Origin of the sequence: Methylocella sp. CPCC 101449 (assembly GCF_031921685.1) — a bacterium.
Taxonomy (GTDB): domain Bacteria; phylum Pseudomonadota; class Alphaproteobacteria; order Rhizobiales; family Beijerinckiaceae; genus Terripilifer.
Window position 1 is genome coordinate 802,939 of record NZ_JAPDHU010000001.1, and the last position, 24,753, is coordinate 827,691.

At 63.2% G+C, this 24,753-nt stretch carries 15 protein-coding genes; 2 read left to right on the plus strand and 13 right to left on the minus strand.

Annotated features, from left to right (window positions below; genetic code table 11):
* Positions 1–106 precede the first annotated feature (106 nt).
* The 7 genes from trxA to ahcY form a co-directional block, all read right to left on the minus strand.
* Positions 107–430: a thioredoxin gene (gene trxA / locus OIM99_RS03610; protein WP_311848961.1), complete on the minus strand. Its 324-nt coding sequence runs from the start codon at positions 428–430 to the stop codon at positions 107–109.
* A 127-nt stretch (positions 431–557) separates the two neighbouring features.
* Entirely contained in the window at positions 558–3,971 is a 3,414-nt protein-coding gene (gene addA, locus OIM99_RS03615; RefSeq protein ID WP_311848962.1) for a double-strand break repair helicase AddA, read from the minus strand.
* A complete protein-coding gene (gene addB / locus OIM99_RS03620) occupies positions 3,968–7,096 on the minus strand; it encodes a double-strand break repair protein AddB (RefSeq protein ID WP_311848963.1) in 3,129 nt (1,042 codons plus the stop codon). The genes addA and addB overlap by 4 nt, the downstream gene beginning before the upstream one ends.
* Positions 7,093–7,821, minus strand: a complete 729-nt coding sequence (locus OIM99_RS03625; protein WP_311848964.1) for a nucleotidyltransferase family protein — start codon at positions 7,819–7,821, stop codon at positions 7,093–7,095. Before OIM99_RS03625 ends, addB begins: the two co-directional genes overlap by 4 nt.
* 28 nt (positions 7,822–7,849) lie before the next feature.
* Complete coding sequence (gene tsaE, locus OIM99_RS03630) at positions 7,850–9,385, minus strand: tRNA (adenosine(37)-N6)-threonylcarbamoyltransferase complex ATPase subunit type 1 TsaE (RefSeq protein ID WP_311848965.1); 1,536 nt, start codon at positions 9,383–9,385, stop codon at positions 7,850–7,852.
* Positions 9,385–11,907, minus strand: a complete 2,523-nt coding sequence (locus OIM99_RS03635) for an ATP-binding protein (RefSeq protein WP_311848966.1) — start codon at positions 11,905–11,907, stop codon at positions 9,385–9,387. Before OIM99_RS03635 ends, tsaE begins: the two co-directional genes overlap by 1 nt.
* A gap of 237 nt (positions 11,908–12,144) precedes the next feature.
* Complete coding sequence (gene ahcY, locus OIM99_RS03640; RefSeq protein WP_311848967.1) at positions 12,145–13,551, minus strand: adenosylhomocysteinase; 1,407 nt, start codon at positions 13,549–13,551, stop codon at positions 12,145–12,147.
* Between the two features lie 255 nt (positions 13,552–13,806).
* Between ahcY and OIM99_RS03645 the strand changes: the two genes are divergently transcribed.
* Positions 13,807–14,088, plus strand: a complete 282-nt coding sequence (locus OIM99_RS03645) for a hypothetical protein (protein WP_311848968.1) — start codon at positions 13,807–13,809, stop codon at positions 14,086–14,088.
* Between the two features lie 146 nt (positions 14,089–14,234).
* On the opposite strand, the gene OIM99_RS03650 is transcribed toward OIM99_RS03645, so the two are convergent.
* The 3 genes from OIM99_RS03650 to glpD all read right to left on the minus strand — a co-directional run bounded on the left by OIM99_RS03650 (position 14,235) and on the right by glpD (position 20,561).
* The gene (locus OIM99_RS03650; RefSeq protein ID WP_311848969.1) at positions 14,235–17,372 is read right to left on the minus strand and encodes an efflux RND transporter permease subunit; all 3,138 of its coding nucleotides are present in this window, start codon (positions 17,370–17,372) and stop codon (positions 14,235–14,237) included.
* Positions 17,369–18,676, minus strand: a complete 1,308-nt coding sequence (locus OIM99_RS03655) for an efflux RND transporter periplasmic adaptor subunit (RefSeq protein WP_311848970.1) — start codon at positions 18,674–18,676, stop codon at positions 17,369–17,371. Before OIM99_RS03655 ends, OIM99_RS03650 begins: the two co-directional genes overlap by 4 nt.
* Positions 18,677–19,049: 373 nt before the next feature.
* Positions 19,050–20,561: a glycerol-3-phosphate dehydrogenase gene (gene glpD, locus OIM99_RS03660; RefSeq protein WP_311850340.1), complete on the minus strand. Its 1,512-nt coding sequence runs from the start codon at positions 20,559–20,561 to the stop codon at positions 19,050–19,052.
* A 179-nt stretch (positions 20,562–20,740) separates the two neighbouring features.
* On the opposite strand from glpD, the gene purU reads away from it, so the two are divergent.
* Positions 20,741–21,595 (plus strand): formyltetrahydrofolate deformylase, encoded by an 855-nt coding sequence (purU, locus tag OIM99_RS03665; protein ID WP_311848971.1) that lies wholly within the window; start codon positions 20,741–20,743, stop codon positions 21,593–21,595.
* Between the two features lie 15 nt (positions 21,596–21,610).
* Here purU and OIM99_RS03670 read toward each other — a convergent pair whose 3' ends face one another.
* The 3 genes from OIM99_RS03670 to OIM99_RS03680 form a co-directional block, all read right to left on the minus strand.
* On the minus strand, positions 21,611–22,216 hold the full coding sequence (locus OIM99_RS03670) for a L,D-transpeptidase (protein WP_311848972.1): 606 nt from the start codon (positions 22,214–22,216) through the stop codon (positions 21,611–21,613).
* A 205-nt stretch (positions 22,217–22,421) separates the two neighbouring features.
* Entirely contained in the window at positions 22,422–23,237 is an 816-nt protein-coding gene (locus tag OIM99_RS03675) for an LssY C-terminal domain-containing protein (protein ID WP_409371463.1), read from the minus strand.
* 5 nt (positions 23,238–23,242) lie between these two features.
* The gene (locus OIM99_RS03680; protein WP_311848973.1) at positions 23,243–24,670 is read right to left on the minus strand and encodes a M20/M25/M40 family metallo-hydrolase; all 1,428 of its coding nucleotides are present in this window, start codon (positions 24,668–24,670) and stop codon (positions 23,243–23,245) included.
* Positions 24,671–24,753: the final 83 nt, after the last annotated feature.

The following is a 24,753-nucleotide window of genomic DNA, read 5'->3' on the forward strand; positions in this document are numbered from 1 at the left end:
TCAAACGCTGAAACGCTATGAAATAAAAATGGCGCGCACGGTTTCTTCGACCGGGCGCGCCATTTGAAATTCCGATTTTTTACGCCGGCGTCAGCCGGCGTTTTCATTACGCGATGGCGTCTTCGATCCACTTGACGAGCGCGCCCTTCGGCGAAGCGCCGACCTTCTGCGAGGCGAGCTTGCCGTCCTTGAACAGCATCAGGGTCGGGATCGAGCGGATGCCCATCTTGCCCGGGACGCCGGGGTTCTCGTCGACGTTCATCTTGACGATCTTGACCTTGCCGGCCATCTCGCCGGAAATCTCTTCGAGCGACGGCCCGATCATCTTACAAGGGCCGCACCATTCAGCCCAGAAATCGACAACGACCGGTTCGCTCGACTTCAAAACATCGCTTTCAAACGTGGCATCGGTGACTTTCGCGGTAGCCATCTGAAAATCCTCAACTTGGCTGGCATCCTTGGCCAGCGCACTTGGCCGGGATCGAATCCCGTATTCGCCGTGGAAAGTATGGAGCAGGCCCCGTCCGGTCAAGGACTCGGCCCTATCACGATTGCGCTTACCGGATAATCGCCCCTTCCAGGGCCGAAATGAGCCGTTCCGGCGGGATTTCGACCGCTTGGGCATTGGCCGTCCAGACGATGAACGGGCGGATAGCCTTGCCGGGATAAAGCGGGGCGATGGCGGCGGTATAGAGCGCCATTTGCGTGACATAGGCGGCCGGCAGATCGGCCAGCAGGCGCGGCGCGCCGGTCTTGAAATCGGCGATCAGCACGTCCTGCTCGCGCACCGCCAGCCGGTCGATCCGCCCGGCAATATCGACCAAGGCGCCCGAGCGGCGGGACACCTTGCCAGCGATGGCGACCTCGGCGCGGGACTGCGGCCCGAACAGGGCCTCCAGCGCCGGATTGTACAGAAGGGCTAAAGCTTGACCAGTAAGCCGCTCCTGCTCCTCCGGCGGCAGCGCCCGCCCCCTGGCCGCCAGGAACCGCCCGGCGGCCGCTGCCCGCAGCGAAGGAGCGAGATCGGGCAGATATTGCAACAGTCCATGCATCAGCGTGCCGACGACCAAAGCGACCGAACCACCGTCGTCGCGCACCAGCGGCTCGAGCTGGTCGGCGGCGGCCAGCGCCCGCGACGGGCTGATCGGCGGCAGCGGCGCCCGCTCCTGCGGCGCCGCTTGGCGCAGCCAGGCCGGTTCCGCCCGCTCCCGCGCCGAGCGGACTTCCGCCAGGCGGCCGCCCGCGGCTGTGCCGCCGGCCCGCAAAACCTGCTCCTCGCCATTCCAGGGCGCCGGCACCGAGCTCATGCCTTCCTCGAGAGCGGAGCGAGCGATCTGATACCAGCAATCCTCGCTCAGCTTCTGCAGACCGCGATAGCCGCAGATGTAGAGCCGCTCCTCGGCGCGCGTCATCGCCACATAAAGCAGGCGCAGATATTCGTTCTGCTGCTCCTGGCGCGACAGGCCCTTCGCCACTTCGACGGCGGGCGGATCCTCGTCCCGGTTGCGCCGCCAGACCGGCAGGGCCAGACCATCTTTGCCTTCAATGAAGACGATGTCGGGATCGAAATGCGAGCCGGGTGCGCCGGTCGTATCGGGCAGGAAGACGATCTTGCCTTCCAGGCCCTTGGCGGCGTGCACGGTCATGACACGCACCACTTCGCCCGCCGCTTCCAGATCGCGCTTCACCGTCGCTTCCGTCGCCGCGAATGTGTGCAAGAAGGCCGACAGCGAAGGCGGCTGCGATTTCTCATGCGCCAAAGCGCGATTGAGGAATTCGTCGATGGCGTCGTTGGCTTCGCCACCAAGCCGGCGCAGCAGATCGCGCCGGCCACCATCGGCGCCGAGCAGATGGGCATAGAAGCCATAGGGCGTCATCTCGGCGGCATGGGTAATCCAGCGTTCGAGACGAGCCGTCACCGCGCGATGTTTTGGATCGGGCGAGGCACGCAGGGCCTCATAGAGGTTGCCCGTGCGCTGCGGCGCGAATTGCAGGAGGTCGTCGTCATCGAGCCCGCCCAGCGGCGAGGTCAATACGCAGGCGAGCGACAGGTCATCCTGCGGCAACAGCGCGAAACGGCCGACCGCCATTAGATCCATGACGGCGATATGATCGGTGAGTTTCAAAACGTCGGCGCCGGCCACCGGCACGCCGACCGCCTTCAAAGCGCGGATCATCGCATCGAAGAAATTGTTGCGACGACGCACGAGAATGATGACATCGCCGGCATGGACCTGACGCGGCGCGCCACTGGCATCGTGAACGAATTCGCCGCTGCCGGGTCTGATCCAATCGCGAATCAAGCTCGCGATGCGCTGCGCCAACCGCACTTCCGGCGCATCCTCGCGCACCGCATCGACCGGCAGCAGCCAGGAAGTCGGCGCTTCGATCTCCACGGGCTCGATGACGTCCCAGATCTCGACCAGGCCCGGCAGTTGCGCCTTATAGGCTTCGTGGCGCAGCCAGCCATCGTCGCCCGAGACGACGCTGCGATAGGTCTCGCGCGCCATGAAAGTGCGATCGACCTGATCGAGCACCAGGCTCGCCGAGCGATAGGAGACAGTCAGGGGCACTGCGCGCAGCTCACCGGGGCCGGCGCGATCCTCGAAATGCTTGCGCATGCCGGCGAACAGATCGGGCCGCGCGCCCTGGAACGAGAAGATCGACTGCTTTTCGTCACCGACGGCAAAGAGCGTGCGCAAACGTGGCGCACCGCCACCCGAACCGGCAAAGAACTCTTCGGTCAAGCGCTGGAGAATATGCCATTGCTCGGGCGAGGTATCCTGCGCCTCGTCGACGAGCACGTGATCGATCCCGTTGTCGAGCTTATAGAGCACCCAGGCGGCGCTGGAGCGATCGAGCAGCATCATCGTGCGCTCGATCAGATCGGCAAAATCGAGCTTGCCCTGCGCCGTCTTGAGATTGCGATAGCGCAGCAGAATGGCGTTGAGCAGTTCCAGCAGCGCTTGCGAGCGCTCGACGCACCGCGCGGCTTTGTGTTTTTCCAACAGAGGTGGCAGGCGTTCGAGTTCCTCGACTACAGCCGGATCGAGGCGGCCTTGCGCACCCTTGGTGGCAAAGGCTTTGCGCGCACCGCCATCATGGCCAAGCACGATGCCGCGCAGGGTGGCGACGGAAGGGGCCGCGACGAAAGCGCGGATGCGATGCGCCTGGGCGATATCCATCTTGCCGGAGGTTTCAAGAAGCGCGGCCGCTTCCGACCAGCGCTCGAAGCCCGGCCCGCCGTCGATCATCTCGGCTTCCAGCGCGGCGATCGTCTCGTCAGGCCGCAGGCCCAGCTCTTGCGCGAGCCGCGCCCGATAGCCGCCTTGGAGACGACCAAGGACAGCTTCGATCTCCGCATGTTTGGCGAGGCCGCCTTTCAGAAGCTGATCGAATTTCGCTTCGGTGGTCAGGCCGGAGATGAGTTGCAGCGCCTGCCCCGTGACGCTGTCTGGCGCATCGATCGCCAGCGCCAGCACGTCCTCGCGGGCGCGTTGCAAAAGCCCTTCCTGCGCATCGGTTTCGATCACCGAAAAGCCGGCCGCGATATTCGCCTCGAAGGGGAACATATGCAGCAGGCGTTCGCAGAAGGCGTGAATGGTCTGCACCTTGAGACCACCCGGCGTCTCGATGGTGCGGGCGAACAGCGTGCGCGCGAATTCGAGATCGTGGCCACCACGGCTGGTCATGTCCTGCAAGGCCTGACGCAAGGTCGCGTCATCGAAGGATGTCCAGGCCGACAGAATGTCGAAGACGCGCCGCGACATGTTGGCGGCGGCGGCCTTGGTGAAGGTGAGACAGAGAATCTTGCCCGGCTCGACGCCGTTCAACAGAAGCCGAATGACGCGATGGGCCAGAACATGGGTCTTGCCCGAGCCGGCATTGGCCGACACCCAGACGGAGACCGACGGATCGGACGCCGCCGCCTGGCTCGCCGAGGAACGGCTCGAAGCGCGCGCGCCGCTCATGGTCCGATCTCCTCGGGACCGCTACCGAAAGACCATTCGCGCACACGCGCCAGATGGTCATACGTGCCGAAGCGCAGGCGATATTGCGGATAGGGCCTGGACCGATAACCAGTGGAAGGCTTGCGAAAATCGCCCAGCATGATGACCAGATTGGCATGATGTTCGGCGATCAAATCCGACAGCGGCTTGCCTTTCCGGTCGGAGCCGACTTCCCGCACCTCATCGGCCTTGGTAGCGTGGAATTTGACATAGGCCGCGCCGCTGACGGCCGAGCCGGCGGGGGCCTCCGTGAAGGCGCCCCGTTGCAGCATGGCGGCTTCCAAAGTCACCTGAACGGCAAAACCGGCTTCGATCAGTTTATGGGTCGGCAAGACACCGGTCTTGAAATCGACGATGCGAAATTCTTCGCCGCGCCGTTCGATGCGATCGGCCTCGGCCGTGAGATTGAATTGCGAGCCATCAGCGAGCGGCATGGCGAGCCGGCCGCGCTCCTCGATCAGCAGGCGCGTCACATCGGCCCGTTCGTCAAGATCCCAGGCGAGAAAGGCACGCAATTGCGCCTCGATACGCGGCCACGTGAAGGCGACGAAATTGGCATCGTTCAGAAGAGCCGCGAATTCAGCTTGCGCGATGGCCATCAGCCGCGCCTCGGCATCAGGAGGCAACGCGGGATCGGGATTGGCCTGCTGGAAGCGCGCCAGCACATTGTGAGTCAGCGTGCCCGTGAGCCGTGCACCATCCTCTTCGCCCGCTTCATCGAGCGGCTGCACTTTCAAAATGCGCTCGGCATAAATGGAATAAGGATCGCGGCGCAGGGTTTCGATGCGGGTGACGCTGAGCGATGTCGGACGCAGCTCGATCGCCGGCTTCGGCTCGGGCTGGCTCACCGGCTGCGATTTATCGGGCGCACGATCGAGTGCCCGCGCATAATGCAACAGCTCCTCGCCTCGGCCACGACAGGCCTCCCAGGCTTCCGGCCCTGCCAGCGCTTCCATGCGTTGCAAAAAGCGCGACGCGATGGTCGGCGATCCGCCACGCTTTGAGGCACGCGACAGCCAGACTTCTTCGGCGCCGAGCGCCATCACAAAGTCATGCGCGGTCTGGCCGATGCGCCGTTCCGGCGCGTTCAAGCCGAGCGCCTTGCGCATTGGCCGATTGAGGAAGGCATCGGTGCGCGCCTGCGGCGGCCACACGCCTTCATCGAGACCAGCGACGAAAACCGTGTCGGCCGGGATCAAACGTGCTTCGAGCAGACCGAGAATTTTAAGGCGCGGATGAGTACGGCGCGGCCCACGCACGATCGTCTCTTGCGCCAGCCGCTCGAACACACCGGCATAGTCCGTATGAGTGAACGACAGGCCGGCGGCGGTCGAGACCTGCATGGTCTCGAACACGTGCTGCAGCGTCTCGCCATCGTCGCCGGGAAAGAGAACCGTGTCGCCGGCGCGCAGCGCTTCAAAGGCCTGGCGATGCGCCTGCGCCCAGGCGGCCAAATCACCTGTGGGCACTTGAGCCAGCGGCCGCACAGCTTGCGCCAGACGGCGCAGCACCGCCTCGATGTCCTGCCAGTCGGTCTCGGTCAAAGCCTTGAGAGCCGGATGCGCATGGCGGTCCATCGCCGCATGGCGGGCCAAACTCAGCGCCGCTTCGATTTCGTCGATATGGAAGCTGCGGCCACGCAACAAAGCGATCTCGGCCTGGCGGGCGATCCGCGCCATGTCCTGCGCCGTGAATCCAAGCCGCAGATGGGGATGGCTGAGCAGGGCAATCCAATCGCTCGGCAGCGGATTGGCCTGCGCGCAAACGAGCAGAAGCCGCGCCAAGACGCCTTGCGGCATGGACGCCAGCGGATCACCGCCGGAATCATCGACCTCGATATCCCAGCGCGCCAGCTCCGCCCGCACGCGCTGCGCGATGGTACGATCAGGGGTGATCAAGGCGGCGGTGCGGCCCGGTGTTTCAAGAACGTGCCGAAGCCCGACCGCGATGGCGCGCGCTTCCTCGCCATCATCGGCCGCGTCGATCAGAGATATGTCGGTCAACATGGCCGTGATGGCGGCCGCGTCGAATTTGGCGCGCCAGTTCTGCCAGGCACCAGTCACCTGCGCCGGCAACAGCGCTTCACCGATAAATTTTTCGCGCGCGGCGGGTGCGGTGGTGGTGAGGACGGCAACGTCTTCGCGGGAGGCTTCGAGCCGCCCCAGCAAATGTTTGAGCGCTGTCTGCGGATGTCCCTCGGCAACGCCCTCGCCGACTTCACTCCAGGCCTTCTCATCCATGGTAAGATCGAGGCCCGGCAGGATCACCGCGCCATTGGCGAGTTGCGCGATCGCATTGATCAAATCGGCCGTGGCTCTGTTGGTGCCGGTCGAACCCAAGACGATCTGCGGGCCAGGAGAGCCCGCCCGCTTCAGTTCGCCAACGCGCCGTTCAATCAGACGCGCCTGCCGCTCAACGCGATCGAGCCAGCCTTGCTCATCGAGATAAGCCGGCCAGTATTCGAAAGCGATCTTGAGGAAGTCGAGCGTGATCTTCCAATAGCGATCGAAATCGTCAGGCACGAGCTTTTGCAGATCGTCGAGCGCGACGCCCTGAATGCGAAATTCGTCGATGACACCGGCGAGTTCGCAAGCGAGCGCGAAGGCATGGCTCGGCGTCGCCGCGACCACGAAAGGCTCGTCGCCATCCATCTGCGGTTCGCCGCCATCACTCATGGTGACGATGGCATGGGTGATGCGCGCGCTCCAAGCTTCGATCAGGCGCGTCAGCGCCAGACGGCGATCCAGCTCGCCGATCGCTTCCGGCAGATCGGGATCGTAGGCCTCGCTTTCGGCGGTAAAAATCTGCCCGGTCTCGAAATCATCGAGCGCGCCGAGCGGCAGGATGCGCGGCAGAAAGATCGCCGGTTCCGTCACGAGCCGCGTCAACTCAGCCGTCAGGGCGCGGGCGGCACGGCGGGTCGGCACATAGATGGTGGCGGTGCTGAGTGCCAGCGGATCGCCGCGATCGGGAAAGCCTGGAATGATGGCGCCGTCGAGCAGCACCTGCGCGAAGGTGGCGAGGAAGGGCGCGCTGGCCGGGATGGTGAAAAGCCGTCTGCGATGCGAGGCGGCTCGCTCACTCACAATGCCGACCTCGCGATCGCCTGTTCGGCTTCATTGATCGCTTGCGGCGTGCCGACATGCAGCCACGTGCCTTCCAGGCGCGCGCCATAGAGGCGCCCGGCTTCAGCGGCCGCAAAGAAGATCGGCGCCAGACGGAATACGTCGCGCGTCTCACCAGCGAAGAGTTCCGGCTTGAGGATGCCAAGCCCGGCATAGATAAAAGCGGAGACTTCACGCTCGTCGCGGCGCACCAGGCGACCATCGGGCAGCATGTGAAAATCGCCCGGCCAATCGACGCCGATGCTGGAAGCTGTCGCCGCCACCAGCAGCAATACATCCATCTTCTGCGGGTCCCAATGTTCCGCGAGTTTGTCGAGATTGGATTTGGCGCCCTCGATCCATAGCGAGTCGGTGTTGGCGATGAAGAACGGATCCTTGCCCAGTTCCGGCAAAGCCTTGACGATGCCGCCACCTTGATCGAGCAGTTTGGCGCGTTCGTCGGAGATGACGATCTGCGGCTTCGTGCGCGCTTTCAGATGACGCTCGATGTCGTCGGCCATATAGTGCACATTGACCACGGCCTTTTCGACGCCGGCTTCGGCAAAGCGATCGAGCATATGATCGATGAGCGGCTTGCCGCGCACCTCCACCAGAGGCTTGGGCAGTTTATCGGTGATCGGGCGCATACGCGTGCCAAGACCGGCGGCGAACACCATGGCGGTATGCGGCATCTGTGGTGAGGGCATCAAAAAAACCAAGAAAGCTGGATCGAAATCAGTCGCCGACGATATGCGGCAGGTGAGTTTTATACCAGCTTTTCAGGTCGGCAAGGGCCGGATGCTTCAGGCCTTTGGATAGATAATGTTCGATGCGCGGAATATGGGCAAGATATTGCGATTTTCCGTCGCGCTTATCGAGACGCGCGAAAATGCCCAGAATCTTCGTGGCCCGCTGCGCCCCCATGATGGCATAGGCGCGGACAAACGCGGTCATATCGAAGGCCGGATCGGCTTCCTTGCGGGCGCGCGCATATTGGCCCAGCAGTTTCAGTTCCAGCTCGTCGGGAACCGTGATGCGCGCGTCTTGTAACAAAGATGCGACATCATAGGCGGCAGGACCGATGACACAGTCCTGAAAGTCGATCACCCCAACCCGTTCGATGCCGGCCCGTCCGTCGAGCCACAGCAGATTGGGCGAATGATAGTCGCGTAGAACCCAGGTCGTCGGCGACGTGATAATTTCGCGAAGGGTTCCCTTCCACAAATTGACGAACATCGCCTTGGCGCCGGAGGCGAGATTTACCTTGGCGACATGCGAGGCGTACCATTCGGTCAACAGCTCCACCTCGATCAGCATGGCATCGAGATCGTAAGGCGGAATGCGATGCAGATAGCTGTCGTCGGCGGCGACTTCGCGCGGCAGATCGCTGTGATGCAGATGGGCGATGGCGCGCACCGCCTCGGCATAGCGCTCCGGGTCAGGTCCATCAACACCGATCATCGGCTCGGTGCCGAGATCCTCGATGATGGCGAGGCCGTTCTCGATGTCGCTGGCATAGATGCGCGGCGCCGAGAGCCCCTGTTCGGTGATCGCCTTGGCCATGGCGATGAAGGGCACGATGTCTTCCGCCAGCCGGGCGATAGCGCTGTAAGATTTGCCGAAGCGCACCGGCGGACCATCGGGACGCGGCGGCGAGATCATCAAAACGGCACGACTGCCATCGGGCTTGATCAGCCGTTCATAAGCGCGCGTCGAGGCGTCGCCCTGCATGAAGGTGCGTTTCGCATCGGCCCAATCGGCCACCTGCAAGAGATTGCGAATGGCATTGGCGCGCTGCAGTTTTTCGGCCCAGGCGCCATGACCGGTGACGATGGCGCGGCGGAAATCGAGCGGTCGCGACGCGTCGATATAGAAAGCGATATCGAGCCGATCGGGGGTGAGAGCCGTGCCGGCCCGATCCGGCCATTCGACCAGAACCAAGGCATTGTCGGCGGCTTCTTCCCAACCCAGCTCGACCAGTTCGTCGGGCGATTTGATGCGATAGAGATCGGCATGAACGATGGGAAACTTCGGCCCATCGTAGATCTGCATCAAGGTGAAGGTCGGGCTCGGCACTTCGGCGCGCTCGTCCTCGATGAGCTGGCGCACCAGCGACCGCGCGAACGTGCTCTTACCGGCGCCGAGATCGCCCGACAAGGTCACGACATCATTGGCACCGACGAGTTCGGCAATATCTCTTGCCAGCGCGGCGGTTTCGCTCTCGCCGGCCAGATCGACATGCCAGACAACCGGTTCTATCGCCTCGGCCATTAGGATGCCTTTGCGACGCGGCCGCTGCTGTGCCGCGCAGGGAAGAAGCAGGTGACGACAGTGCCTTCGCCCGGCACCGATTCAATCTGAACACGGCCGCCGTGCAATTCGACGAAGGAGCGCACGATCGAAAGGCCCAGCCCCGCACCGCGATGACGGGCGCCGATGCTGTTGGTTTCGAGCCGGTTGAAGATGCGGTCGAGCACTTCCGGCGGCATGCCGCGGCCTTCGTCGGACACTTTGAAGACGATTTCATCGCTGCGCCGGAAGGCGGCCAAAGTCACCGACTGGCCGGGCGAGGAGAAGCCGATGGCATTGGACAGCAGGTTGTAAAGCACCTGGCGCACACGGGCTTCGTCGGCTTCGAAATGGCCAATGTCGTCGAAGGCGACGACATTGAGCTTGATCGATTCTTCCGCCAGCCGATCCTGCACGCCCTCGGACGCCGCCTTGATGGTCTTGGCGATATCGACTTCGCTGATCGACAGTTCCAGCGTATTGGCGTCGATGGTGGCGAGATCGAGGATATTGTCGGTGATGGCGATCAGAGCGGCGGAGGATTTCTGGATATAACCGAGATATTCGCCCTGCTTGGCGTTGAGCGGACCGGTGCGGCCATCGGCCAGAAGCTCGACGAAGCCGCTCAGGCTGTTGAGCGGCGAGCGTAGTTCGTAGGAGACGTGATGGACGAAGTTGTCGCGCAGTTCCTGCGTGGCAACGAGCGCTTCGTTGCGTTCGGTCAGCGCACGCGCCACTTTGATGCTGGCGGTGACGTCGAGGAAGGTGATGAGCGTCGCGCCGTCAGGTAGCGGCGCGGCAGCGCAATCGAGCACGCGGCCGTCCTGACGCTGTACCCGATATTCAGAGCGCATGCGCGCATCGTGGAGACCGGCGACGGCGGAGCGCAACGTGGTCCATAGGCTTTCGTCCGGACAGAGATCGCGACAATGGGCGATGATGTCGTCGATATGCGGCGGACGCGGTTGCGTGCCCGATGCATTCGGCGGCGACACATGCAATTGCGCGCGGTCGTATTGCCACAGGTCGGCGAAGGCCTGGTTGGACAGTTTGAGGCGGCCGTCGCTGCCAAACACCGCCACGCCCTCCTTCAGCGCGTCGAGGGTTTCGGCCTGCACACCGATGAGCGAATTGAATTGCGACTCGAGCTGATCGCGCTCGGTGACGTCGTCGAACAGATAGGTGACGCCACCCTGCGCATTGGGATTGACGACGACGCGCAGATTGCGCTCGCGCGGCAGATACCAGATCTGCTGTACCGTTTCGGTCGACTGATAGGTCGACAGCAAAGCCGCTTTCCAGCTGCGGAAATCGGCTTGTTCGGGCAGTTTGCGCTCGGCGCGCAGGCGATCAAGAATTTCCGAATCGGTCGGCTGCTGATCGAGCCAGCCGGCATCGAGCCCCCACAACTGACGATAGGCCGAATTGTAGAAGACCAGCCGCTTGGCGCGATCGAACACGGCGACCGCCGTCGCCAGTTGATCGAGCGTGCGGGCATTGGCCTCCATCTGGCGGCTGAGATCGGCACGCATGGCTTCGATCTCGGTGCGATCGGCGGCAAAGCCGGCCGAGCCGCCGCGCGTCGGCACGTCGGTGACATCGAGAACATGGCGCTGGCCAGCGACCACGGCCGGCACGCGCGACCGCCAGATGCTGCCGGCGCCCCGCAATTGCCGCGCCGCTTCGCGCGCCTGCGTATCGAGCAATTCGGCGTTGCGGGCGATGGCTTCGCGGGCATCGACCACGTCGACGGCACGCGCATAGGCGGCGTTGGTCCAGGCAAGCTGGCCCTGTTTGTCGCGCATCCAGGCCGGGCTCGGCAGCGCGTCGAGCATCGCTTGGAGGGAATCGAGTTCCATCATCGCCTGGACATGGCGCTCGCGCAGGCGCGCCAGTTCAAGCCGGTCGCCGGAGACATCGCGAATGCGCATCACGGCGCGGCCGCCGACGGCGCGGCCTTCGATTTCAAGCTGACGGCCGGTGAGGCTTGCCATCGACAGACGGAAACTTTCGCCACGGGCGCGCAGCCGCTCGACACAGCCTTCGACATTGCGCGCCGCTTCCGGCGGCAGCCAGGAGCCGAAGCCCAGCACCCGGCGCGGTACGGGCACATCCATGACGATGGACAGATCGCCCTCGATATCGGGCTCGCCATTCGACATGCCCCAGGCGACGACAATCTGCGATTCCGCCGAGAGAAAGACATTGGCGCGATCGAGCGCGGCGCGCGCCGAGGTGAGATCGGCGACCAGGCGGCTCTCGCGCTGGGTCCAGGCCCGCCGCCCGGTCAGATGCAGAATGGCCGTACTGGCGGAAAAGATGACCAATGCCACGAAGGCGGAAAAGCCGATGACGCCCTGGGTCTCGTTGAACATGTCGCCGGCAAAGCCCGACTGGGCGACAGCCGACTGGGTTCCCAGCAGCAGCGGCACGCTGCCACCCAGCAGCCCGGCAGGGCTGACGCTTGTGCGCAAACGCGCGCGCAGGCGCGCAGGCGCTCCCATCAAAGCGCGTCCAAAGCCGTGCCGCGATTCCATGCTTTGGTTTGATCTCCGTCCGCTTGATCGCGAATGGCAATTTGGCCCCTGCCACCCCGCGAATCATCTCAATGTAGCTTGAACAGGACTCCCTGAGAATGTGGTTAACCGAACGAAAACGCCCCCGAATCGTTACCGATCCGAGGGCGTTGAAAAGCTACCGCATGTAGTGGGTCAGTAAAGACCGACCCACTAGCGCAAAACTTAGTAGCGGTAATGTTCCGGCTTGTAGGGCCCCTGCTGCGGCAGGCCGAGGTAATCCGCCTGCTGCTTGGAGAGCTTGGTGAGCTTCACGCCGATCTTTTCCAGGTGCAGCGCCGCGACCTTTTCGTCGAGGTGCTTGGGCAGCGTGTAGACTTCCTTCTTGTACTGGCCCTGCTTGGTCCACAGTTCGATCTGGGCCAGGGTCTGGTTGGTGAAGGAGGCCGACATCACGAAGGACGGGTGGCCGGTAGCGTTGCCGAGGTTCACCAGGCGGCCTTCCGACAGCAGGATGATGCGCTTGCCATCGGGGAAGCCGATCTCATCGACCTGCGGCTTGATGTTGTTCCACTTGAAGTTCTTCAGGCCGGCGACCTGAATCTCCGAGTCGAAGTGGCCGATGTTGCAGACGATGGCCCGGTCCTTCATGGCGCGCATGTGGTCGACGGTGATGACGTCGACATTGCCCGTGGCGGTGACGAAAATGTCGGCGCGCGGGGCGGCCTCTTCCATCGTCAGCACTTCGTAGCCTTCCATCGCCGCCTGCAGGGCGCAGATCGGATCGATTTCGGAGACGAGCACGCGGCAGCCGGCATTCTTCAGCGAAGCGGCCGAACCCTTGCCGACGTCGCCGAAGCCAGCGACCATGGCGACCTTGCCGGCCATCATCACGTCGGTGCCACGGCGGATGCCGTCGACGAGCGATTCCTTACAGCCATAGAGGTTGTCGAACTTCGACTTGGTGACCGAGTCGTTGACGTTGATGGCCGGCCACAGCAGCGTGCCGTCCTTCTGCATATTATAGAGGCGGTGCACGCCCGTGGTCGTCTCTTCGGAGACGCCCTTGATGGCCTTGGCATTGGCCGTGTACCAGCCCTTGTGGCTCTTCAGACGCGCCTTGATGGCGGCGAACAGCACTTCTTCTTCCTCATTGCCCGGCTTGTCGAGGAAAGCGGTGTCGCCGGCTTCGGCGCGGGCGCCAAGATGGATCAGCGCCGTGGCGTCGCCGCCGTCGTCGAGGATCATGTTCGGGGTGCCGCCATCGGCCCATTCGAAGATCTTGTGGGTGTATTCCCAGTAGTCCTTCAGGCTCTCGCCCTTGATGGCGAACACAGGCGTGCCGGCAGCGACGATCGCGGCAGCGGCGTGGTCCTGGGTCGAATAGATGTTGCAGGAGGCCCAGCGGACATCGGCGCCTAAAGCCTTCAGGGTCTCGATCAGCACGCCGGTCTGAATGGTCATGTGCAGCGAGCCGGCGATGCGGGCGCCCTTCAGCGGCTGCGATTTGCCGAATTCGGCGCGGGTCGCCATCAGGCCCGGCATTTCGGTCTCGGCGATGTCCAGCTCCTTGCGGCCAAACTCGGCGAGCTTCATGTCGGCGACGGCGTAATCGTTGTCTTTCACGGCCATGGATTCTTCCAGCTTCTGAGAAAAGGGAAACCTTTGCGGAGGCGCCTATAGCAGGGCCCGCCGGGAGATGCAACGGCCATATAAAGAATTCTTTATGTCTTCAAAACAGGACTGACCGGTATTTCCCTGGAAATAAGCGCTTTTCCGGCCTCCCACAGACGTGTGCGGGAGCGCACATCAGCTCCCCTGTCCTGTGACTAAGGTCATTACATCGCCGGTCGAAACCTTTACCGGCTCGGAAATTAGGAGAGCGTCATGATCAGCAAAAAGACCCTCGCTGCCACCGCCGGCGCCCTTGCCCTGGCTGCGACCTTCGCCGCTTCGACCCCGGCTTCGGCCGGCTGGAAGCATCATCACGGCTACGGCGGCGGCCTGGCCGTCGGCCTGCTCGGCGCGGCCATTGTCGGTGGCGCCATCGCCGCCTCCCAGCAGCCCGCTTACGGTTATGGCGGCGGCTGCGAAATCCGCCAGCGCCCGATCTACAACGCCTGGGGCGATGTGGTCGGCTACCGCCGCCCGGTCCGCGTCTGCTACTGAGAATTGGGGCGAGGTCGTCGATTTAAGGCACCGATAGGCCTTCTTCCCAACAGCCCTCCGGCCCAGGCCGGAGGGCTTGTTTTTTGCTTATTCTCATTTCGACGCATTTTCTTCACGCGAACCGACATCCACTTCGCTCGAAAATGCTATTCCGCCGGCTCGGGTAGTTCCCGCATGGCGGGCGTCGACGTCGTCTGTTTGCGATGGCGGCGCGTCCAGCCAAAATTGCCGCCGAGACGATCCAGATAGAGATAGACGATCGGCGTGGTGAACAAGGTGAGCATCTGGCTCAAGATCAGACCGCCCACCATGGTGTAGCCCAGCGGCTGGCGCAATTCCGAGCCGGTGCCATTGCCGAGCATCAGCGGCACGGCACCGAGCATGGCCGCCATCGTCGTCATCATGATCGGCCGGAAGCGCAGCAGACAGGCCTGGCGGATCGACTCGACCGGCGTCAAACCTTGCTTTCGCTCGGCCTGAATGGCGAAATCGACCATCATGATGCCGTTCTTCTTGACGATGCCGATGAGCAGAATGATGCCGATCATCGCGATCACCGACAGATCGAAATGGAAGGCCATCAGCATCAACAGGGCACCGACACCGGCTGACGGCAGGGTCGAAAGAATGGTCAGCGGGTGGATGTAGCTCTCATAGAGCACGCCCAGAATGATGTAGACGGTGATCAGCGCCGCCAGCACCAGATAGGGCTGGCTGGCGAGCGAGGCCTGGAAAGCCTGCGCCGTGCCTTGGAAGCCGCCGGTAATCGAAGCCGGCATGCCGATGTCAGCCGCCGCCTTCTCGACCGCCACCGTGGCGTCGCCCAGCGCCACGCCGGGCGCCAGGTTGAACGACAACGTGACCGCCGGGAACTGTCCCTGATGGTTGACCACCACGTAATTGACGCCGCTCGTGTCGAACTTCGCCATCGCCGACAGCGGCACCTGCTGGCCGGTCGTCGGCGATTTGACATAGATCTTGTCGAGCGCATTCGGATCGCTCTGCAGCTTCGGATCGACCTCGAGCACGACGTGATAGGCGTTGAGCTGGGTGAAATATTGCGTCACCTGGCGCTGGCCGAAGGCATCATAGAGCGTCTGGTCGATGAGCGAGGGCTGGATGCCGAAGCGCGCCGCCTGATCGCGGTCGATCTTCACCGAAACCATCGTCGCATTGGTCTGCTGGTCGGACGCGACGTCGCGCAATTCCGGCAGCGTCTTCAGTTTCGCCAATAGACGCGGCGCCCATTGGTTGAGTTCGTCGAGGCTGACGTCGCTCAACGTATATTGGAATTGCGTGCGCGCCAGCCGGCCGCCGACATTGAGATCCTGCCGGGCCTGTAGAAACAGCGCGGCGCCCTGCACTTTCGCCAGTTGCGGCCGCAGCCGCGCGATGACCTGGTCGGCGGTGGCGGTGCGTTCGTCACGTGGCTTCAGGCTGATGAAGACGAAACCGGCGTTGGTGCCGCGCGAACCGCCGGTCGAGGCGGACCAGCTCTCCACGTCGGGATCCTTGGCGATCACATCGGTCAAGGCATGGGCCAAACGCGACATCTCGGTCGCCGAAACGTCCTGCCCGCCTTCGGGCAGACCGACGATGACGCCGGTATCCTGTTGCGGAAAGAAGCCTTTCGGAATGACGACATAGAGGCCAACCGTGGCGACGACCGTCGCGACGAAGACCGCCAAGGTCAGACGCTGGTGCCGCAGCACGAGATCCAGGCCCGCCGCATAGCGGCCCAGCACCCAATCGAAGCCGCGTTCTGTCATCTTGTAGAAACGGCCGTGATGGGCTTCCTCGTCCGCATGGCTGCGCAGGAAGCGCGAGCACATCATCGGCGTCAGGGTCAGGGCGACGATACCAGACACCAGGATGGTCATGGTGACGACGATGGCGAATTCGCGGAACAGACGTCCGACGATGCCGCCCATCAGCAGCAAGGGAATGAACACGGCGACCAGCGAAATGCTGATCGACAGAATGGTGAAGCCGATTTCGGCCGAGCCTTTATAGGCCGCCTGCATCGGACTGAGGCCGTCCTCGATGTGACGGTGGATGTTCTCCAGCATGACGATGGCGTCGTCGACGACGAAACCAACCGCGATGGAGAGACCCATCAGCGAGAGATTGTCGAGGCTGTAGCCAAGAAGATACATCAGGCCCGTCGTGCCGAGCAGAGCTAGGGGCACGGTCACCGCCGGGATGATCGTCGCCCAGAGCGTGCGCAGGAAGACGAAAATCACCATCACCACCAGGATGGTGGTCAACAGCAGAGTGAACTGCACGTCCTTGACGGAAGCCTGAATGGTGCGCGTCAGATCGACGACCGTATCGACCTGCAAGGCCGCCGGCATGGCCGCCTTGATCTGCGGCATGGTGGCTTGCACCCGCTGCACCGTATCGACGACATTGGCGCCGGGCTGCTTGTAAATCTGCAATTGGATGCCCGGCTTGCCATTTTGCCAGGCCGACAATGTCACGTCCTCGGGGCCGTCAATCGCTACGCCAATGTCCTTGACGCGCACCGGACTGCCGTTGCGATAGGCGATGATGACATCGTTCCACGGCTTGGCCACGAACAACTGGTCATTGTCGTAAATGGTGAAATTGCGCGTGATGCCGTTCAGCGAACCTTTCGGCGCATTCACCGTGGCGCTGCTGATGGTGTTGGCGACATCCTCAAGGCCGATGCCCAGCGCCGCCAGTTTGGCCGGATCGACCTGCACGCGCACCGAGGGTTTGCGCTGGCCACCCAAGGTGACATAGCCGACGCCGGAGATTTGCGAGATGCGCTGTGCCAGCACGTTCTCGACGTAATCGTCGACCTGCGTCAGCGGCATCGTGTCGGAATGGGCCGCCAGCACCAGAACAGGCGCATCGGCCGGATTGAATTTACGAACCGTCGGATTGCTCGGCAGGTTTTTCGGCAATTGCGCGCCAGCGGCTGAAATCGCCGTCTGCACGTCGAGCGCCGCACCGTCGATGTTGCGGTTGAGATCGAACTGAATGGCGACCTGCGCCGTGCCCAGCGCACTGGTCGAGGTCATCTGCGTCACGCCGGCGATCTGCGCGAACTGGCGCTCCAGAGGTGCGGCGACCGACGAGGCCATGGTTTCGGGACTGGCGCCTGGCAGGGACGCCGACACCAGGAGGGTCGGATAATCGATCTGCGGCAAGGGCGCGACCGGCAGAAACGGATAGGCCGCGAGACCGGCCAGCAGCAGACCGGCCATCAAAAGCGAAGTGGCGATCGGCCGCGAGATGAAGGGTGACGAGATGCTCATGGCGTCGTCCCCTCAACGCTGGCCGCCGTCACGGGCTTGGGCGGATTGACCGCCACATGCGAGCCGGGTTGCAGCCGATATTGACCTCCTGTCACCACCTGCTCGCCGGGCACGAGTCCTTCCTCGACCACGGTGAGATTGTTGACGTCCTGGCCGATCTTGATGCCGCGCATATCGACCGTCGCGTCCGGCTTGACCACATAGGCATAGAAGCCTTCAGGACCCCGATTCACCGCGGCCGAGGGAATGGTCAGGACATTTTGCTGCGTCTGCAACAGCAACCGCACATTGATGAACTGACCCGGCCACAGCTTTTCCTGCGCATTGGGGAAGGTCGCCTTGAGCCGCACGGTGCCCGCACCCTGATCGATCTCGTTGTCGATCAGCAGCAGCGTCCCTTTATCAAGCACGGTGGTGCCGTCGCGCGCCAAAGCCGTCACCTGAACCGGTCCCGCCTTCATGGCATCAGCCACCTGCTGGCGCTGCTCCTCCGGCAGAGTGAAGATCACCGACAGCGGCTGCAACTGGGTGACGACGACGATCGCCGTGCTGTCGGCCGCATGAACGATGTTGCCAATGTCGATCTGGCGAATACCGGCGACACCATCGATCGGCGAAACGATCTTGGTATAATCGAGCTGCACTTTCGCCGCGTCGATGGCGCCGGCATCGGCGCGGATCGTCGCTTCGAGCTGGGCCACCAGAGCGGTCTGGGTGTCGAGCTGCTGACGGGTGCTGAAATTCTTCTTGGCCAGTTCGGTATAGCGCCCGAGATCCAGCTTGGCATTGCCGAGCTGGGCTTCGTCCTGCGCCTTCTTGGCGATCGCCTGATCGTAAGTCGCCTGATAGGGGCGCGGATCGATCTGCACCAAGAGATCCCCCGCCTTCACATGCTGGCCTTCCGTGAAGGCCACGGTCTGGATCTGGCCGTCGACGCGGGTTTTGACTGAGAGCGTGTTGAACGCCTGCACCGTGCCAAGACCGCCGAAATAGACCGGGACATCGGTCTTGACCGCAATGGCGGCATCGACCGGGACGGAGGTGACGGCGACCTTGGGCGCTTGCGACACATTGGGCTGCGACCACCACGTCCAGCCCGCATACCCGGCGGCGGCCACGAGCAAGAGCCCGACGAGCCGGGCTATCGTGTTCGCCTTGCCCTGTGGCGCAGTGGGTTTGCGGGCTTTTTCCCGGCTGTCGAGAAAAGCCTTGGTCGGTTCACCGGTCTTCTTGTGCGTCGGCAAGGGAATGAGGTCCGCGTCTGCCAGGACTTCTTTTTTCTGCGCGTCATTCGGCGATTTCATGGAAACGGAGCCTCAGCTTATGAGCGGCGAAGGAAAGGCAAGGTCTTGGCCGGCCGAGCGGCGGGCGCGGGACAGGCCCACGCGTTCTCTGTCGCCGCAACGGCTACACGCGTGAGACATGCCGGCGGGCGCCGACCCGACGGGCTACAACTCGCTTGGTTCAAAAAGGGGTTCGATCGCATCGATGTCAGCCCTGACCCGCCCCGCACCGAACGTGCGGCGGTCAAAGCGCATTAAGGTCCATGCGACCTGTCAGAATGATGGCTCAAACCTTACGAAATGGACAGGATCGAACACATGTTCGAGAGGTCGAAGATTTTGTCAGTCGCCTTACGATGGTCCGCGATGAGAAAGGCCTGCAACAGCTGCTAAATCAGGCGCGTCCTGCCAGATATTTGATCAACCCGTCGCGCTCTTCAGCGTTCATGCGTAAACCGAGTTTCGAACGGCGCCACAGGATGTCGTCGGCGCTCATCGCCCATTCGTGACGGACCAGCCAATCCACCTCACGCGCGAAGAGACCGGCGCCAAACGAGCGGCCGAGATCGGCTGTGCTCGAAGCGCCTTCCAGCAAGGCTATCGTGTCGGCCCCATAGGCAAGGCACCAGCGCGACAGCAGTGCGCGATCCAGCCAAGGATGGCGCGCCGCCAGATCGGCGACGAGCGCGGTGATGCCACCATCGCCGAGCTTGCCACCCGGCAAGGGCTCATGCGCCGTCCAGGCACCATGCGCGGCGATCGCCGGGAAATGCGGCGCGAGCAACGCCATCGCCTTCTCGGCGAGTTGGCGATAGGCGGTGATCTTGCCACCGAAGACATGCAGCAAGGGCGGATCGCCGATCTTCTCGAGGCGATATTCGCGCGTGGCACTGGCCGCCGACCCCTCGCCTTCGATGAGGGCGCGCACACCGGCATAGGACCAGACCACATCGGCGCGCCCGATCGGCTTGGTGAAATAGAGATTGGCGGCGGCGATCAAATAGTCGACCTCGGCTTCGCTCGCGGCCGCCTGCGTCGGATCGCCCGAGAATTCATGGTCGGTCGTGCCGATCAAGGTGAACTCGCCTTGATAAGGAATGGCGAAGACGATGCGCCCGTCGCCGTTCTGGAAGATGTAACTGCGGTCGCCCTCGAACAGGCGGCGCACGACGATATGGCTGCCTTGATCCAAGCGCAGACGGATGCGCGTGGTGTGGTCCGGGCCGCTCACCGTGTTGGCGATATCGCCGGCCCAAGGTCCGGCGGCATTGATCAAGGCGCGACAGCGAATCTCTTCACGCGCACCATCCGGACGTGCGACTTCGACACGCCACACGTCCTCTTGCGGCACGGCCGACAGCAGTATGGTTCGTGTGCGCACGACAGCCCCACGCGCCGCGGCATCGCGCGCGTTGAGCACGACGAGACGCGCATCGTCGACGGCGCAATCGGAATATTCGAAACCGCGCGTCAGGCCAGGGCGCAAAGGCCGCCCTGCCGCATCGCTCTTCAGATCGAGCGTCACCGTTCCCGGCAAGCTGCGATGGATGTCGAGATGATCGTAGAGGAAGAGGCCGGCGCGCAACATCCAGGCCGGGCGCATGCCCGGCAGCACCGGCAGGACGAAGCGCATCGGCCAGACAAGATGCGGTGCGATGCGCAGCAGCACCTCGCGCTCGACCAACGCCTCGCGCACCAGAGAAAACTGCCAATGTTCGAGATAGCGCAGGCCGCCGTGAATGAGCTTGGTCGAAGCCTGCGATGTCCCGCTGGCCAGATCGTTCATCTCGATCAGGGCAACGCTCAAGCCCCGGCCGGCGGCATCTCGCGCGATGCCGCAGCCATTGATGCCGCCGCCGACGATCACAAGATCGAATACGGGATCGCTCGTCTCGCCCAGCGCCAGCCTCCTTCAATGGGCGAACGCCCCATTCGCGTTCCAACACCCACCTTAAGACTTGGGCAGAATCACATTGAGTCGCAAGCAGATTCGCCATTCGATGACAGTTGAGCCGTGCTAAACAACCGTATAAAAGACGCGCGCGGTCCGCGCCTGTGCGGGCCCTGAGTCAAAGGCTGACCGAAATGACCGCGCATTACGTGCTCACCCTCTCCTGTGCCGACAAACCCGGCATTGTCGCCGCCGTCTCGACCTATCTGTTCGACGGCGGTTGCAACATCCTCGACGCGCAGCAATTCGATGACGTGGCCACCGGCCTGTTCTTCATGCGCGTGGTGTTCGAGAGCGAGGGCGGCCAAGGTGGTGCGCTGACCGACGGTTTCAAGCCGGTGGCCGAACGGTTCGGCATGAGCTGGACGCTGCGCGATCGCTCGGATCGCAAGAAGGTGATGATCCTGGTGTCGAAGTTCGATCACTGCCTGGTCGACATCCTCTATCGCTGGCGCCTCGGCGAATTGCCCATGGACCTCACCGCCGTCGTCTCCAACTATCCGCGTGACACCTATGGCGCGCTCGATTTCGGCGGCGCGCCGTTCCATTATCTGCCGGTCACCAAACAGACCAAGATGGAGCAGGAAGCGCAGCTCTGGGAACTGATCAAAGCCAACGGCACGGAAGTGGTGGTGCTTGCCCGCTACATGCAGATTCTGTCCGACGGCCTGTCGGCGAAACTGTCAGGCCGCTGCATCAACATCCATCATTCGTTCCTGCCGGGCTTCAAGGGCGCGAGCCCCTATACGCAAGCGCATACGCGCGGCGTGAAGCTGATCGGCGCGACGGCGCACTATGTCACCGCCGATCTCGACGAAGGTCCGATCATCGAACAGGACGTCGAGCGTATCAGCCATCGCGATACGCCAGACGATCTGGTGCGCAAAGGACGCGACATCGAGCGGCGCGTGCTGGCGCGCGCGCTGCGCTATCACCTCGAGGATCGTGTCCTCGTCAACGGCCGTAAGACGGTGGTGTTCGGCGAATAGCCGAACAACCTCAGCCTATCTCAACGCCGGATTGCTCTGCCACGTCTTGATCGACGGCGCGCGGTGCACCGGCGCATAGGCCATCGGATTGGCGTGGGTGCGCCGCTTGGCGACCATCATGTGCTTCTTCTTGCTCATCTTGGAAGCCAGATAGGTCTTCTTCTTGCCGTGCGACTTGGCGGCATAGCGGGTGTTGCCCGGAGGCGAACCCGAGATCGAGATCGAGGCACCTTCACGCTGCACCATGCTGAAGAGCTTCGCGGCATTGCCCGGTGCCAGACGGATGCAGCCGTGCGAGGCCGGACGGCCGAGCTGGCTCACCGAGCCGGTGCCATGAATGGCATAGCCGCCGAGGAAGAAGATCGAATGCGGCATCGGCGACATGTTGTATTTGCGCGAATAATGCATGCGCTGCAGGCTGTAGGGCCTGAACGTGCCGCGCGGCGTCGAATAGCCCGACCGCGCCGTTGAGACCGCCCATGTCGTGCTTTCGCCGGCACCATTGGTGACGTGCATCCGCTGGGTGGACAAATCAATGCTGATGCGCACCGCGGCTTCGGCGGCGCGATTGGCAGCGAAGAGACTGCCGACGAGGGCTAAAACAAATGCCAGAAAACGCATGACGCAAAACTCCCGCACACCAAAGCCGCCGCGTTTTTGACACGCGGTCGGCTGTTGAGGGCCGCAACAGCGACAGAATTGCGCCGAATCCGAGCGCCGTAAAGTCGAATCCGTGTGATTGGTTGACGTGGGGCTTTAACCAAAAGACCGATTTACGGAGCTCTGGCTATTGGCTCTGGCTATTGGCTCTGGCTATTGGCTCTGGCTATTGAGTGTTGGGCAGCGCCGATTGCAGCGCCTGCCACAGCGCGTCCTTCACCTGCACCGCCATCGGCGCATCCTGCATCACCGGCGGCGCCGAGCGGCGCATGCCGTCTTTCACCAGAAGAACGAAGCGCACTTCGCCGTCGGTCTGATAGCGGTTGCCCTCGCCATTGCGCCCGAACAGGGTCGGGCCGACGCCGGACACCTGATAGAGACCTTCGGCCATTCCGGCCTCCACGAGGCTGTGGGCGAAGAAATCGCGCTCGGTGTCGACATCAGGGTTAATCACGTGGGTCACCTGCCCGGTGTAATGGCTCAACCCGACGCCCTGGTCGAAGGTGGCGGCGCCCAGCCAGACCGGCCGCCCCTCGGCGCCGGCCTCGAGCACCTGCCAGAGCCGGACATGGTGGCGCCGGCGGGCGCTGGCACCGTCCTCGCGCTCAAAAGCCAGATCCTCCCGACGCCCTTCATAAAGCAGCGGGCTGACCGGCGCCTGCCGGTAGGGCCGGTCGAGCAGGACGCTGCCGACGATCTCGATACTGGTGCGCAGGGTGACCGGATCGGCGGGAAACCAACCGGCGGCATGCAGCGCCTTCACCACATCCTCACGCGAGCCGACGAGACCGACGTTGATCGGATCGCCTGGAATGCCCGAAGCGGTCTGCGTCACCATCGGCCGATCGGCGATACCCGGCTGATGTTCATACTGTTTCCAGATCGACGGCAACACCAGATAGGCGATGAGGAAGTAAACCGCACCGAGCACGGCCAGGGTGACCAGCCAGCGCGTCGCCCGCTTCCGATTAACCAGAACCACGGCGCTTAGGGACCGGCCGGACGGGCGGGACCGGCCAGTTCGCGCACCAGCCGGTCGAGGAAGGTCTTGCCATCATAGAGCGCCTGCACGCCGACCTGCTCGTTCAGGCCGTGGACGCCGCTGGTCGCCGGATCGTTGAAAATGCCGGAGACCCCATAGGCGGCAATACCGGCACCGCGCGCCCAGCGGCTGTCGGTATAGCCACCCGACATGGTCGGTATGACCGGTACGCCCGGCCACATATTGCCGGCGATCCGCTCGACCGCGCCCATCACCTCCGGGCTGAGGGGCGAGGGCGGGCTGAGGACCGCCGTGCCGACCGGCGTTACCGAAATATTGGGGTCGTCGAGGACACGAACGAGGGTTTTCTGCACGTCGGCGACATCAGCGTCGGGCAGGACGCGACAATTGACGGTGGCGGCGGCGGTCTGCGGCAAGGCGTTCTCGGCATGGCCGGCCTCAAGCATGGTCGCCACGCAGGTGGTGCGGATGATGGCATTATAAGAGGGCTGCCCGGTCAAAACCGCGAGCGCGCTAGCATCGGCATTGCCGGCGAGCAGCGCGCGAATGGCTTCGGCGTTCTGAAAGCTTTCGTCCTTCAGGGCGTTTTCCAGAAAGGCTTTCGTCACCGGATTGAGCCGGGCCGGAAAGTCGAAACGGGCGAGCCGCACCAGGCCATCGGCCAAGCGATAGATGGCGCTGTCGCGGCGGCCGGAGGCGCTGTGTCCGCCGCGATCCTTCACCTCCAGCCTATAGGTCTGATACACCTTTTCGGCGAGCTGAACGGTCAGACGCCAGGGCTTGCCGTCACGCAGAATGCCGCCACCGCCTTCGTTGATCGCCAGTTCCGCATCGACGAGATCGCGATGCTGGTTCAACAACACCTTGGCGCCGTCATGCGGCGAATCCGACAATTCTTCATCGGTGGTTAGCGCGAGAATGATATCGCGCTCCGGCTTGTAGCCGCTCTTCACATATTCGATCAGGTTGGCGACGAAAATCGCCGCCATGGCCTTGTCGTCGGCGGCGCCGCGGGCGCGGAAAAAGCCGTCGACCTCTTGCAGCTTGAACGGATCGAACGCCCAATCGGAGCGCTTGGCTTCGACGACGTCGATATGGGCCATCAACAAGAGCGGCTTGCGCGCGCCCGTGCCGCGCAGGCGCGCGACCAGATTGCCCTTGCGCGGCGCGGTCGAGACGATCTTGATGTCGTCTTGCGGAAATCCGCCAGCTTTCAGGCGTTCCGCCATGGCCTGCGCCGCCCGCAACGTATCGCCTTCGGACTCAGTCGTGTTGATCTCGACCAATTCACGGTAAATGTCGCGGAATGCCTGCAATTCAGGCGATAAGGTCTGGGCCGGCGCTTGCTGTGCACAGCACAAAAGCAGAGTGGCCAGCACCAGACGCGCCACACCAGAAAACACAAGCCGCATAGTCGTCGCTCCTTCGGCCCATTATGCAGCGCGGAGCCCCGTCTCTGTCAAACGAACCGCATCGGGTTCACCGAATAGCCGCC

What these genes read in the sequence shown, in the direction of transcription:
- purU (WP_311848971.1), top strand. Translation starts at nt 20,741, where the DNA reads ATGACCGCGCATTACGTGCTCACCCTCTCCTGTGCCGACAAACCCGGC.
- OIM99_RS03650 (WP_311848969.1), bottom strand. Translation starts at nt 17,372, where the DNA reads ATGAGCATCTCGTCACCCTTCATCTCGCGGCCGATCGCCACTTCGCTT.
- OIM99_RS03645 (WP_311848968.1), top strand. Translation starts at nt 13,807, where the DNA reads ATGATCAGCAAAAAGACCCTCGCTGCCACCGCCGGCGCCCTTGCCCTG.
- OIM99_RS03670 (WP_311848972.1), bottom strand. Translation starts at nt 22,216, where the DNA reads ATGCGTTTTCTGGCATTTGTTTTAGCCCTCGTCGGCAGTCTCTTCGCT.
- ahcY (WP_311848967.1), bottom strand. Translation starts at nt 13,551, where the DNA reads ATGGCCGTGAAAGACAACGATTACGCCGTCGCCGACATGAAGCTCGCC.
- OIM99_RS03655 (WP_311848970.1), bottom strand. Translation starts at nt 18,676, where the DNA reads ATGAAATCGCCGAATGACGCGCAGAAAAAAGAAGTCCTGGCAGACGCG.
- trxA (WP_311848961.1), bottom strand. Translation starts at nt 430, where the DNA reads ATGGCTACCGCGAAAGTCACCGATGCCACGTTTGAAAGCGATGTTTTG.
- addA (WP_311848962.1), bottom strand. Translation starts at nt 3,971, where the DNA reads ATGAGCGGCGCGCGCGCTTCGAGCCGTTCCTCGGCGAGCCAGGCGGCG.
- OIM99_RS03680 (WP_311848973.1), bottom strand. Translation starts at nt 24,670, where the DNA reads ATGCGGCTTGTGTTTTCTGGTGTGGCGCGTCTGGTGCTGGCCACTCTG.
- OIM99_RS03625 (WP_311848964.1), bottom strand. Translation starts at nt 7,821, where the DNA reads ATGCCCTCACCACAGATGCCGCATACCGCCATGGTGTTCGCCGCCGGT.
- tsaE (WP_311848965.1), bottom strand. Translation starts at nt 9,385, where the DNA reads ATGGCCGAGGCGATAGAACCGGTTGTCTGGCATGTCGATCTGGCCGGC.
- OIM99_RS03635 (WP_311848966.1), bottom strand. Translation starts at nt 11,907, where the DNA reads ATGGGAGCGCCTGCGCGCCTGCGCGCGCGTTTGCGCACAAGCGTCAGC.